Origin of the sequence: Citrobacter sp. wls619, from assembly GCF_005281345.1 — a bacterium.
Lineage (GTDB): Bacteria > Pseudomonadota > Gammaproteobacteria > Enterobacterales > Enterobacteriaceae > Citrobacter.
In genome coordinates this window covers 75,331-86,892 of record NZ_SZXJ01000045.1, presented here as the reverse complement: position 1 = coordinate 86,892, position 11,562 = coordinate 75,331, and the positions used below count along the sequence as shown (strand labels likewise).

The following is an 11,562-nucleotide window of genomic DNA, read 5'->3' as shown; positions in this document are numbered from 1 at the left end:
CGTTGCATCGACCCATTGAACTCACAGGTCATAGCAGGTTCGCGCATGCCGTAGGTTTATCGGGGTGGTGATTTTTCGCGACGTTGATGCAGACCATGCCACCCCCATCAGGCGCTCCAGGAGGCCGGCTATCTCCGTACTTGCCAGGCGAAAATAACGGTGTCGCCCCTGGGCTAACGCCACAACAAATCGTTGTTCACACAGACGCGCCAGATGCGCGCTGGCCGTCGAGGCTGACACGTCCGCCACCGCGCTAAGTTCGGTTGCGGTCCAGGCGCGCCCATCCATCAAGGCACACAGCATACGCGAACGCGATTTATCCGCCATCACTGCCGCAGTGAGCGCCATTTGCGACTCCAGTTCACCCTCTTCTTCGTGCAGTATCACCGATGCCATAGCACCTCCTTTGGCGTTAACCCTCTGAATTAACGATGGCATGAAACGGGCGTAAAGTCACAGCAAGACTTACGCGGCGCGCAGCATCATCTCCACGCCCAACCCCACCAGGCAGAACAGAAAACAGCGTTTAAACACCACTGGAGAAATCACTCGCCGCACACGAGTCCCTAGCCACTGTCCCAGTAGCGCAGGAAGAATGGCAAAAGCCGATAAACTCAGGGACTGAACAGGTAACGCATTGTGCCACCACAAGCCCAGTGCTAACGCCAGCGTCGAAAACGTGAACGAAATGCCAAGCGCCTGCACCAATTCGTCCTTTTCAAAGCCCAAAGACTGGATCCATGGCACGGCGGGCATGACAAATACCCCCGTTCCCCCCGTCAATAAACCGGTCACCAATCCAATGACAAGGGAAAAGGGTTTTTCACGCTGCGGCTCCACGGTTATTTTTTTTCCCATCAGCGTCCAGATGGCATAGGCCACCAGTGCCATGCCAAGCGCAAACTGGGTCCGGGTTGTGTCTCCCCCGGAGATCCAGACACTGGCAAGCAAAGTGGCAATCACCACCGCCAGCAGCATAGGCCACAATCGTTGCAGCAATCGGCCGGTATTACCACCACCGCCAAACTGAAACAGATTGCTAATCAGAGAAGGTAACAGCAGCATCGCCGCCGCCGCGACCGGAGAAATAAGCGATCCGAGTATCCCCATCGCCACCGTGGGCAAGCCCATGCCCGTTACGCCTTTCACCATCCCTGCCAGCACAAAGGTTGCGGCAATCATTATCACCAGGGAGGGGTCGAGCGCGAAAGAAGTTGCCATCATGTACGTTCCAGGAAAAAAGAGGATGACCTATTCTGGACGTCAATCGCCAGGTTTGCTTCGTCGGGAAACGAAATATGCCCTCCTGGTGTACTGCAGCAGAAAAAATGCCGGGTTTCCCCGGCATCAGAATCAGACAGTTTTTGCCCACCAGAGGCGTAGCTTCATTCCCCAGTAACTGGTCCAGCCGCTGGTTGTCGACACCACGCGACCATGCGACATCACAACCAGCGTTGGCGTGACGCTGATGTCCCAACTGCGGGAGATGGCCCCGTCAGCATCGTTGATGACGGGAAAGTCTACGCCTTTACGCGCCAGCCAGCGCGTCACCTCCGCCTCATTACCAGAACGCAGCGCAATGGTTATCACGTTCTCGCCTTCTGAGTGCAGTCTGGCGACGTCCGGTGTCGTGAACCGACACACGCCGCACCAGCTCGCCCAGAAATAGATCAGCACCGGCTCCTCTTGGCTGAGCGCGGCCAGTGTAACGTTTTCACCATCCAGCGTCTGCAAAGGTGTGCTGTCAAACGCTGCGGGAAGCTGGGGCGCCCGCCAGGCATCCATCAACAACATCGCCCCGGCGAATAACACCAGTAAGATCAGTCCTTCGCGCAGCCAGCGGCGCAGTTTACTGACCATTTGCGGCCGCCAGTTTTTCTTTGACCACCTCTTCCAGTGTTTCCCACGGTACTGCCCCAGGAATGAGCTCATCGCCAATAATCGTTGCCGGCGTGCCTCGCACACCAACCAGACGTGCCAGCTGCAGGTTGGTGCTCAGCGTCTCTTCACTTTGCGCATCCAGCGTCACCGGGCTGGCAGCGGCTTTCTCCTGTGCCTGTTTAATACTCACTGCCGTGTGGTAGCCCTTCTTCTGCATAAGTTTCTCATGTAACGCCAGAAACTGCTGCGGGTGCTCACGCCAGGTCGTCAGCGCGGTTCGCGCCGACAGAACCGAACTTTCCCCTTTAAACGGCAGCGGTTTAATCACCACCGCCACCTCAGGATACTTCTGTACAATTTTTTCCAGCATCGGGTCCAACTGCTTGCAATACGGGCAGTTGTAATCGGTGAAATTAATCAGCGTCAGTTTAGCCTGCCGGGCACCAATACGCGGGCTATTGGGATCGTTAAACAGCGCTTCCTGAATCAGCGCTTCAATTTGCTTCTCCTGCTCAGGCGTAAATGGCGCAGCTTCTTTCGCCACGCTGACGGCAGAAAACAGAGTTAACAGCAGGACAATCATCATTTTCATGGGTTCACTCCTTTGGAATCGGCCAGTGTATTCAGCACCGCATCGCGGGTTAACAACGTCGGCAACGCCTGGCCTTCCGGTAGACCGGGGCCATAAATTTGGTTGAACGGCACAGCAACCTGGCCGCGTTTTTTCAGGAATTCAGTGATCGCGTCAGAGGGCAGCGTCCAGTCACCCCGCAGAGCCACCACATCGGATTGTTGCAGTGCAGTCTGGACATCTTCTTTTTGTAGCACATTGAATTTATTGACTTTACAGGTAATACACCAGTCAGCCGTCACATCTACAAATACGCGCTTGTGCTGGGCCAGTGCCTCTTCGATGGCCTGCTCGCTCAGCGGTTGCCAGTTCACACTCTCTTTGGCTGTACTTTGGCTTGCGAGCCCCAGATGCGGGAGCAGCAATGTTGCCAGCCAGATAGCCGAACCAAGCATCATCACGCCGAGAAGACGCCGCAAGATATTCATCCAACGCCCCGGACGCGGCAGACGCAGCGCCAGACCCGGACGCAGTGCCACCAGCAACCATGGCAAACTCATCCCCAACCCGAGCGCAAGGAACAGCCCCCATAGCGTCGGCAGCGAAGCAGTCAACGCCACCGCCACTGCCGTCCCCAGGAACGGCGCACTGCACGGTGTGGCAAGCAACGTCGCAAACGCGCCCTGCCAGAAATGCCCTGACAAGCCGTTACCGCCGCGAGTTGCCAGTATGGTGGTCATTGCTGAAGGAAGGCGGAATTCAAACAGCCCAAACAGGCTGGCGCTGAACGTCAGCATCACCAGCAGCATAACGCCGATAAACCACGGGCTCTGGAACTGGATCCCCCAACCAAGCGCCTGATTGGTCAGGCGCAGCACCGTCATCAGCAGCGCGAGGGCCATAAAAGAGACCAGGATACCAGCCACCGAGGCCAGAAACTGGCGGCGAACCTGAAGACGGCTTTTCTCCTCAACCAGTAAAATCGAGCCCAGCTTCATGCCCAGCACCGGAAGCACGCAGGGCATTAAGTTAAGGATCAACCCGCCTGACAGCGCCATCAGCACCACCTGCCACAGCGGGATCGCTGCATTCTGCACCACTGGCGCATCGCCAATGGCAAGACGACTTTCCTGCGCAACGCCGTTATCAGCCAGAACCAGTGTCAGTTGCTTACCCCGAAGATTCGGCGCACCTTCCCCCCAGCTATCATGAACCGGAACCGTTGCCCGTAGTGTTTCGCCCTCGACGCGAATTTGCGGCATACCAAAATCCGCATCATCAACGGTGTCCAGGTACAGACCAGGCGCAGACCAGCCACCCGTTCGATGCGCCTCAACCACCAGCTCTCCGGCTCGCGCCCCGGCACTAAGCGACTCGGTCAGGCCGCTGGCCAGCGGTATCTGCCCCATCGCTTGCGCATAGTCATGAGCAAAGGACGGGTCCTGGACGCTCGGCGTCACGGAAAAGGGAAAATCCGTTAACAGGCAGACATTGCTGCAGGTTGATAGGGTCAATACACCGTTAAGGGTGGCTGGCGTTGTGCCACGTACGACCATCGGGAAGGTGACATTATCGTGATATCCCTGGGTGGTGATATTGGCGACCTCAAAACGCGCGGGTGTCGGCCAGTACCAATCAACAGCAGGCATTTTATCTTTCCAGACGATGGACGGTGCTACGCCGCCCTCACCCGGCGATCGCCAGTAGGTTTTCCAGCCATCCTCCAGTTTAACATCGAGCAGCAGTCGGGTTTCACCGCCTGCTGCTGTATCGGCACGTAACCGCACACTGGCGTGATTGTTATCGGGTGAACGCAGCCAGCCGATGTCCGCCGCCCAGGATACGGGCAGCCATAGAAATAACAGGCAGAGCAGCGCCTGCCTGGAAACAGTCTTCATATATTTTCTCCGTGAATAATTATCTAACAGTCAGCAATGGCTGCACTGTCATTCACGGAAGACACAAAATCGGAGATGAACCCTAAGTGTGGGCGGTGAGATAGCGCGCGGAGGGAAAAAAGGTAGGCGAAATGCCCGCACGGGTGCCAACAGCGACAGGAGCAAACATAGCACCAGGATCGCGCCTTCAAACAATACTGGCGGTGCAGCCAGCAATGATTTTGCGCTCAGCTCACAAGGCGTAACGGGCGAAGCTTCGTCGGTATCGACCTGGGCGCTCGCGACAACAGCAGTGGTTGCGGCGTTCATCTGCAACGCGTGCAGACCCGCCATGCGCTGCGCGGTGCATACCATCACCACAACACATGCCAGGCAGAGGAACCACCATCCCATCCGTTGACGTTTCGCCATTATACCCTCACTGATTGACGCGAGTTATCTTAGTCACTGGCGAGGTTTTGGCAACCTTTACCCTGTAAAGTTATGTCGGCAGAGGCCGGTCAATTCTCATTCCTCCCCAGCGCTTTGCCCAGAAATGATAATTAATATTGTTCATTAATTTCATTATTGCAAAATAATAGTGCTAATAAAACATAGATAAAAATATCACGGGGTTTATTATCTGCCATTCCAAAACGTCCAACAGGTATTTCACCACTGACGATAAAAAAGAATAAGAAGTCCAACAGTGGATATTCCTGCGTAAATGAAAGTAAGGGACAGCACATTTCTGGATGAATATTGTATTATCACTCACCGCAATGAACGTTATGTTCATCATCAGAACAATTGTTTATTAAATGTTATTTAGAGTATATGAAAATGAAAAAAATCTTACTTCCTCTTCTAGGTCTGTTTTTTACTGTGAGCGTTCAGGCAGCAACATTTACCGATGGCAAGGAATATATTTCACTTGAAAAACCAGTTGCGTCAGCGCCTGCTGCGCTTAAGTTCTTTTCATTTTATTGCCCTTCATGCTACCAGTATGATGAAGTTCTGGAAGTCACTGATAATGTGAAGAAAGCACTACCTTCTGATGTCAAACTCGCTGAGTATCACGTTGATTTTTTAGGTCCATTGGGGCCGGAGATGACGCACGCCTGGTCTGTCGCTATGCTGTTAAACGTGGAAGATAAAGTAAAACCTTTACTGTTTGATGCCGTGCAGAAAAAGCAAACGGTTAAAACAGCAGATGATATTCGCAGTGTATTTATCCGCGCCGGCGTCAGTGCAAGCGACTATGATGCTGCGTGGAATAGCTTTGCCGTAAAATCATTAACGGCAAAGCAACAGGAGTTGGCTAAAGCGGTAGACCTGAAAGGTGTGCCGGCTATCTTTATCAAGGGTAAATATATGATTAACCCGAAAGGATTAAAATCAGATAACGTTAACGCTTTTGTTCAGAACTACGCTGATACCGTGCGTTTTCTTTTTTCCAGACCTTGATAAGCCGTTAATATTCCTGACGCACCATCAACAGGAGCCAGAGCCTGTTCTGGCTCCTGTTGCTACAGGCGGTCATTATTGACTGTTAACTGCCATATACGCTGGCAGAACCTTTTTCAGAGGCATAATCCTTCAAAACAGATGCAACACGTATTCGGTAATATGAAAAAATCAACTGCTTACCCTCCTGTTGTGCGGCCTGATGCCTGACGTTGCATTTCCACCTGAGCACTGCATCCTCATCCTCCCACCATGAAAGTGACAGCATTTTCCCAGGCGTATTAATGCAGTGAAATCGTTCGATAGAAATAAACCCTGGGATCTCTGCCAACAACGGCTTCAGCTCTGAGGCCAGTTGAAGATATCGCTCCCTCCCCTGAGGGGGCACATCTGCTTCAAAAATAACGGCGATCATTCAGCATCTCTCCCTTGTTAATTTCAGCCATTCTATTGCCGGATTAAATGCGATGCTTCGCTCAACAACGAACAGTCTGGTGAAAAGGGAAATTTGAGTGTGATAGGTAAATCAACAAGCAGGCTCACCACATTTGCCGGTGCCCCTTTTATGACCTGCGCCCCCCTTTTTCATGGTTGGCATTCACGCCTATCGGGATTACCCTAAACTTAACGGTGATACCTTTTGAGAGGGATTGCCTTCTTCATGTGTTGATTTACACGAGAGAACGCTATGGAATTAAAGGATTATTACGCCATTATGGGCGTGAAGCCGACAGACGATCTCAAGACAATCAAGACCGCCTACCGTCGTCTCGCGCGAAAATACCATCCCGATGTCAGCAAAGAACCCGACGCTGAAGCCCGTTTTAAAGAAGTTGCCGAAGCCTGGGAAGTCCTGAGCGATGAACAGCGACGCGCCGAATACGACCAGCTGTGGCAGCATCGCAACGACCCGCAGTTTAATCGTCAGTTCCAGCAAGGAGAAGGTCAACGCTACAACGCTGAAGATTTCGACGATATCTTCTCTTCAATTTTTGGCCAGCACGCACATCAGTCACGGCAGCGCCACGCCAGTCGCGGACATGATATTGAAATCGAGGTCGCCGTTTTCCTCGAAGAAACCCTTGCTGAGCATAGCCGCACCATCAGTTACAACCTGCCGGTATACAATGCGTTTGGCATGATCGAGCGGGAAATCCCCAAAACTCTCAACGTTAAGCTCCCGGCCGGTGTCGGCAATGGGCAGCGCATTCGTCTGAAAGGTCAGGGAACCCCTGGTGAAAACGGTGGCCCGAACGGGGATTTGTGGCTGGTGATTCATATCGCGCCGCATCCGCTGTTTGATATTGTTAATCAGGATCTGGAGGTTGTCGTTCCGCTTGCCCCATGGGAAGCTGCATTGGGCGCAAAAGTGACGGTACCAACACTCAAAGAGAGTATTTTGCTGACCATCCCCGCAGGAAGCCAGGCTGGGCAACGATTACGTATCAAAGGCAAAGGTCTGGTCGGTAAAAAACATACTGGCGACCTGTACGCGGTCATCAAAATCGTGATGCCGCCGAAACCTGACGACAACAGCGCCGCCTTGTGGCAACAGCTGGCGGATGCGCAGAAGTCCTTTGATCCGCGTAAAGAGTGGGGGAAAGCATAATGGCTAACGTGACCGTTACCTTTACCATTACCGAGTTTTGTCTGCATACCGGTGTTTCTGCAGAGGAACTGAATGAAATTGTCGGTTTAGGGGTAATCGAACCCCGTGAAGATGAGACCTTTGATGACCATGCGCTGACCGTGGTGCAACGCGCACTACGTCTGCGCCATGAACTGGCGCTTGACTGGCCAGGCATTGCCGTCGCACTGACCCTGCTCGAGGAGAACGCGCAACTGCGGCAGGAAAACCGCCTTTTGCGCCAACGCCTGTCCCGATTTATTAGCCATCCATGAATATGTTAAAGGTGCGGCGATGAGCCGCACTTACAGGTAAGCAGCGCATCGAGTTGCTGATGATCTGAACTTGCCTCCCCCAGGGAAACACTACTGGACTAACCTGGATTCAGTTAAGGCTTTTACAGGTCATGAAGACATCATGACCATGCCTTCAGCCACGGCAATATGGAAAGACTTTAGATGTGTAGTTAAATTGCAGCGTATAGCACGACAAGGAAAAGCCTGGGATCGGGGTAAGCAAGTGTTCGAATGTGACATGAGGGGATGGGCGAATATTGCCAGGCGATTCTAATGCTTCAAAAGTAAAAAGGGGTCACCTTTCGGTAACCCCTTTTCATGTTTGGCGGAAGCGTAGAGATTCGAACTCTAGAACCCTTTCGGGTCGCCGGTTTTCAAGACCGGTGCCTTCAACCGCTCGGCCACGCTTCCAATGAGGCGCACTATAAACATCCCGAACGGACCTGTAAAGCACCAATGTGTTCGTTTGCCTGAAAAACAGCCAAAATGTTGTTAATCGACTTAAATAACAACAAATTGACCGTTTATTCAGCACAAATCCGGGCTACTGCTGTTTAATGTTTTTTGATGTACATATCTTTGGTGAAGTAATTACCGCGGTTATCCGGTGCAAATCCGCCTACCCACGGCTTTACCAGGTGTGTGCGGACATAGTGGTAAACCGGAATCGCCGGTACATCCTCGCCTAACACGTCTTCCGCCTGCTGGTAGTATTTCCCGCGTTCAGGCAAAGAACGGGCTTTTGCAGCATTACGCATCGCTTCATCGTAGGCTGGATTACTGTATCGGGTGGTGTTTTCACTATCTCCGGTGCGGAAAATGTTGAGGAAGCTCGACGCATCGTCGTAATCCGCTATCCATGCATAGCGTACGACGTCAAAATTGCCGGTGTGCATGGTATCCAGCATAGTTTTCCATTCCTGGTTCTGCAGCTTTGCCTCAACGCCAAGATTTTTCTTCCACATTGACGAGGCGGCAATCGCGATTCGCTGATGCGTTTCGAAAGTGTTGTAGAGCAGATTTAAGCTAAGCGGATGCTCTGGACCGTAGCCTGCTTCCGCCAGCAGTTTTTTTGCCTCAGCAATGCGTTTGTCGAGTGGCCATGATGCGTAATCCGGCGCGTGTAATTTTACCCCGCCAATTTCAGGCTGGCTGATAACCCACGCCGCACGCTGCCCCTGCCCCATCACCTTTTGCGCGATGATGTCCTTATCCAGCGCCATATTCAACGCCCGACGCACGCGCGGGTCGTTAAACGGCGCACGCGTGGTATTAAACTGATAATAATAGGTTGAAAGCTGAGGTGAGACATGGAGCTCATCACCCATCGTCTTTTTCAATTGAGCGAACTGATTGACCGGAACACTAAAAACAATATCGATTTCTCCGGCTTTGTAACGGTTAACGTCTGCAGCCTCTGAACTGATGGGCAAATACGTCACTTTATTAATGACCGTGTGCTGATCGTCCCAGTAATGCGGGTTGCGTACGGCAACAATCCGCTCATTGACGACCCACTGCGACAACTTATACGCACCGCTGCTGACAAAGTGCTCCGGACGAGTCCACTTATCGCCAAAGCGGCCAATCAGCACTTTATCCAGTGGTACCAGTGATGGGTGCGCCAGCATCGCTAAGAATGCCGCTGTCGGCTGCGTCAGGGTAATTTCCAGCGTGGTGTCATTCAGCGCCTTGACCCCAAGCGTCGCGGGATCTTTTTTCCCCTGAGCAATATCAACCGCATTTGCGACGTGCATATTGCCCAGATAAGAGGCATAGGGCGAAGTAGTTTGCGGTGAAACCAGGCGCTGCCAGCTCCAGACGACATCCTGTGCAGTAATAGCCGATCCATCTGACCAGGTTATTCCTGGACGTAAATGAAAGGTCCAGACAGTGTTATCTTTATTCTCCCAGGAGGCAGCAAGCCGGGGTGCAATAGTGCCATCCAGGTTTACGGCCACCAGTCCATCGAACATATCGCTGATTAAATTAAACTCAACGTTGCTTTCAACTTTATGCGGATCCAGTGAGGCTGGCTCACTGCCGTTATTTCTGACCAGTTCCTGTTGCGCTGCCAGTTCTGTACCCGCGGGAACTGTCGCAGCGCTCGCCACACCGTTGAGAGACATCAAACAGACAGCCAACAGCGTAAATGTAAATACCTTCGATTTATGTTGAGTCATTCCCTTTACCTTATTGCTCTGTTTTATGTTGACACCACTGTCACTCTTAAAGGCATGCAGGGAATAACGCAATATTTTTCAGTTACCTGGCAGATATCGATCTGACATTTTTGCATAAACAGTGGTAACATCTAATCCAGATGCTTTTGCTGAAATAATATGCTTAAGTCCGGCGGGTTAAAATGCGTAAAGATGGGTAAAACCGCTGGGTCGTTACCGGTGATTTCATTATCCTCCATCATTAATTACATCTGTCATAAGAGAGTGACTCATGGATCGTATTATTAGTTCTTCGCGCGATCGTACATCGCTACTCAGCACGCATAAGGTGCTGCGTAATACCTATTTCCTGCTCAGCCTGACGCTGGCGTTTTCAGCGATCACCGCAACAGCCAGTACAGTGCTGATGCTGCCGTCTCCGGGTCTGATTCTGACACTGGTTGGTATGTATGGTCTGATGTTCCTGACCTACAAAACAGCAGATAAACCAGTAGGTATTCTGTCTGCTTTCGCTTTCACCGGTTTCCTGGGTTACATCCTGGGACCGATTCTGAACACTTACCTGTCAGCAGGTATGGGTGACGTGATCGGTATGGCGCTGGGTGGTACGGCGCTGGTCTTCTTCAGCTGTTCTGCGTATGTTCTGACCACGCGTAAAGACATGTCCTTCCTCGGCGGTATGCTGATGGCAGGTATCGTGGTAGTGCTGATTGGTATGGTTGCGAATATTTTCCTGCAACTGCCAGCGCTGCATCTGGCGATTAGCGCGGTGTTTATCCTGATTTCTTCAGGCGCAATCCTGTTTGAAACCAGCAATATCATCCGCGGCGGTGAAACCAACTATATTCGTGCCACCGTTAGCCTGTATGTTTCGCTGTACAACATCTTCGTCAGCCTGTTGAGCATTCTGGGCTTCGCCAGCCGCGATTAAGATGATTACGTGCATTATTCAGCCCCGCTTATGCGGGGCTTTCTTTTTTGGTAAACTGCCGCCAGTTTGACTAACGCAGTGAAGAATTATGTTGATCTTTGAAGGTAAAGAAATCAGTACCGATAGCGAAGGCTATCTGCAAGATACCACGCTGTGGAGCGAGCCGCTGGCGGAGATAATCGCCGAAAACGAAGGCATTACGCTCTCCGCGGAACACTGGGAAGTGGTGCGTTTCGTACGCGAGTTTTATCTGGAGTTTAATACCTCCCCCGCTATCCGCATGCTGGTCAAAGCGATGGCCAATAAGTTTGGCGAAGAAAAAGGCAACAGCCGTTATCTCTACCGCCTGTTCCCGAAAGGTCCGGCCAAGCAGGCGACGAAAATTGCCGGTCTGCCAAAACCGGTCAAATGTATTTAATAGCGGATACTAAATCCCGTTAACTCTTCGCCAGGCCGATGCGGTTCGCTGAGAACTCTGTCTACCCTGGCGCTACGCGGGCCTCCGGCTTTTAACCACTTCATCAGTTGTTCTACCCGGTCGCTTTCACCGCAGGCGACAACCTCTACGCTGCCGTCGTCCATATTCTTCGCGTAGCCAGTCAATCCCAGCCGTTGTGCTTCATGCTGGGTGGTGTAGCGAAATCCGACCCCCTGAACCCGGCCATAGACCCAGGCGATTATGCAGACTTTCGACATTGCGGTTCTCCTTATCATCACAGCGCGCGTTGC

General features: G+C 52.1%; 13 protein-coding genes, 1 tRNA gene and 1 pseudogene. 5 read left to right on the top strand and 10 right to left on the bottom strand.

The window, feature by feature from the left end:
- Positions 1-27: 27 nt before the first annotated feature.
- From FDX19_RS11940 to FDX19_RS11915, 6 genes and pseudogenes are all read right to left on the bottom strand, one after another.
- Positions 28-396 (bottom strand): annotated as a pseudogene (locus tag FDX19_RS11940) (ArsR/SmtB family transcription factor); the annotation flags it as partial.
- A 69-nt stretch (positions 397-465) separates the two neighbouring features.
- Entirely contained in the window at positions 466-1,221 is a 756-nt protein-coding gene (locus FDX19_RS11935; protein ID WP_137382869.1) for a sulfite exporter TauE/SafE family protein, read from the bottom strand.
- 132 nt (positions 1,222-1,353) lie between these two features.
- Positions 1,354-1,860, bottom strand: a complete 507-nt coding sequence (locus FDX19_RS11930) for a protein disulfide oxidoreductase (protein ID WP_137382868.1) — start codon at positions 1,858-1,860, stop codon at positions 1,354-1,356.
- A complete protein-coding gene (locus FDX19_RS11925) occupies positions 1,850-2,473 on the bottom strand; it encodes a DsbA family protein (RefSeq protein ID WP_137382867.1) in 624 nt (207 codons plus the stop codon). Before FDX19_RS11925 ends, FDX19_RS11930 begins: the two co-directional genes overlap by 11 nt.
- Positions 2,470-4,350 carry a protein-disulfide reductase DsbD gene (locus tag FDX19_RS11920; protein ID WP_137382866.1) on the bottom strand — a complete coding sequence of 627 codons (1,881 nt, stop codon included), beginning with the start codon at positions 4,348-4,350 and terminating at the stop codon, positions 2,470-2,472. Before FDX19_RS11920 ends, FDX19_RS11925 begins: the two co-directional genes overlap by 4 nt.
- Positions 4,351-4,398: 48 nt before the next feature.
- Positions 4,399-4,761, bottom strand: a complete 363-nt coding sequence (locus FDX19_RS11915) for a copper resistance protein (RefSeq protein ID WP_137382865.1) — start codon at positions 4,759-4,761, stop codon at positions 4,399-4,401.
- A 411-nt stretch (positions 4,762-5,172) separates the two neighbouring features.
- On the opposite strand from FDX19_RS11915, the gene dsbA reads away from it, so the two are divergent.
- Positions 5,173-5,796 carry a thiol:disulfide interchange protein DsbA gene (gene dsbA, locus FDX19_RS11910; protein ID WP_137382864.1) on the top strand — a complete coding sequence of 208 codons (624 nt, stop codon included), beginning with the start codon at positions 5,173-5,175 and terminating at the stop codon, positions 5,794-5,796.
- An 85-nt stretch (positions 5,797-5,881) separates the two neighbouring features.
- Here the strand turns inward: dsbA and FDX19_RS11905 are convergent, their stop codons facing one another.
- Entirely contained in the window at positions 5,882-6,211 is a 330-nt protein-coding gene (locus tag FDX19_RS11905; RefSeq protein ID WP_137382863.1) for an antibiotic biosynthesis monooxygenase, read from the bottom strand.
- A gap of 273 nt (positions 6,212-6,484) precedes the next feature.
- Between FDX19_RS11905 and cbpA the strand changes: the two genes are divergently transcribed.
- Entirely contained in the window at positions 6,485-7,405 is a 921-nt protein-coding gene (gene cbpA, locus FDX19_RS11900; protein ID WP_137382862.1) for a curved DNA-binding protein, read from the top strand.
- A complete protein-coding gene (cbpM, locus tag FDX19_RS11895) occupies positions 7,405-7,698 on the top strand; it encodes a chaperone modulator CbpM (RefSeq protein ID WP_137382861.1) in 294 nt (97 codons plus the stop codon). The genes cbpA and cbpM overlap by 1 nt, the downstream gene beginning before the upstream one ends.
- A gap of 344 nt (positions 7,699-8,042) precedes the next feature.
- On the opposite strand, the gene FDX19_RS11890 is transcribed toward cbpM, so the two are convergent.
- Together FDX19_RS11890 and FDX19_RS11885 are read right to left on the bottom strand one after the other, a co-directional pair.
- Positions 8,043-8,130, bottom strand: a tRNA-Ser gene (locus FDX19_RS11890).
- A 143-nt stretch (positions 8,131-8,273) separates the two neighbouring features.
- Complete coding sequence (locus FDX19_RS11885) at positions 8,274-9,902, bottom strand: ABC transporter substrate-binding protein (protein WP_137382860.1); 1,629 nt, start codon at positions 9,900-9,902, stop codon at positions 8,274-8,276.
- A 271-nt stretch (positions 9,903-10,173) separates the two neighbouring features.
- Here FDX19_RS11885 and yccA point away from each other — a divergent pair, with 271 nt between their 5' ends.
- Positions 10,174-10,833: an FtsH protease modulator YccA gene (yccA, locus tag FDX19_RS11880; RefSeq protein WP_003035917.1), complete on the top strand. Its 660-nt coding sequence runs from the start codon at positions 10,174-10,176 to the stop codon at positions 10,831-10,833.
- 88 nt (positions 10,834-10,921) lie between these two features.
- Complete coding sequence (tusE, locus tag FDX19_RS11875; RefSeq protein WP_137382859.1) at positions 10,922-11,251, top strand: sulfurtransferase TusE; 330 nt, start codon at positions 10,922-10,924, stop codon at positions 11,249-11,251.
- Here tusE and yccX read toward each other — a convergent pair.
- Positions 11,248-11,529, bottom strand: a complete 282-nt coding sequence (yccX, locus tag FDX19_RS11870; RefSeq protein ID WP_137382858.1) for an acylphosphatase — start codon at positions 11,527-11,529, stop codon at positions 11,248-11,250. The two genes, tusE and yccX, sit on opposite strands and share 4 nt — an antisense overlap.
- Positions 11,530-11,562 lie beyond the last annotated feature (33 nt).

Coding starts and splice junctions, on each gene's coding strand:
- FDX19_RS11935 (WP_137382869.1), bottom strand. CDS start 1,221: ATGGCAACTTCTTTCGCGCTCGACCCCTCCCTGGTGATAATGATTGCC.
- FDX19_RS11930 (WP_137382868.1), bottom strand. CDS start 1,860: ATGGTCAGTAAACTGCGCCGCTGGCTGCGCGAAGGACTGATCTTACTG.
- FDX19_RS11925 (WP_137382867.1), bottom strand. CDS start 2,473: ATGAAAATGATGATTGTCCTGCTGTTAACTCTGTTTTCTGCCGTCAGC.
- FDX19_RS11920 (WP_137382866.1), bottom strand. CDS start 4,350: ATGAAGACTGTTTCCAGGCAGGCGCTGCTCTGCCTGTTATTTCTATGG.
- FDX19_RS11915 (WP_137382865.1), bottom strand. CDS start 4,761: ATGGCGAAACGTCAACGGATGGGATGGTGGTTCCTCTGCCTGGCATGT.
- dsbA (WP_137382864.1), top strand. CDS start 5,173: ATGAAAAAAATCTTACTTCCTCTTCTAGGTCTGTTTTTTACTGTGAGC.
- FDX19_RS11905 (WP_137382863.1), bottom strand. CDS start 6,211: ATGATCGCCGTTATTTTTGAAGCAGATGTGCCCCCTCAGGGGAGGGAG.
- cbpA (WP_137382862.1), top strand. CDS start 6,485: ATGGAATTAAAGGATTATTACGCCATTATGGGCGTGAAGCCGACAGAC.
- cbpM (WP_137382861.1), top strand. CDS start 7,405: ATGGCTAACGTGACCGTTACCTTTACCATTACCGAGTTTTGTCTGCAT.
- FDX19_RS11885 (WP_137382860.1), bottom strand. CDS start 9,902: ATGACTCAACATAAATCGAAGGTATTTACATTTACGCTGTTGGCTGTC.
- yccA (WP_003035917.1), top strand. CDS start 10,174: ATGGATCGTATTATTAGTTCTTCGCGCGATCGTACATCGCTACTCAGC.
- tusE (WP_137382859.1), top strand. CDS start 10,922: ATGTTGATCTTTGAAGGTAAAGAAATCAGTACCGATAGCGAAGGCTAT.
- yccX (WP_137382858.1), bottom strand. CDS start 11,529: ATGTCGAAAGTCTGCATAATCGCCTGGGTCTATGGCCGGGTTCAGGGG.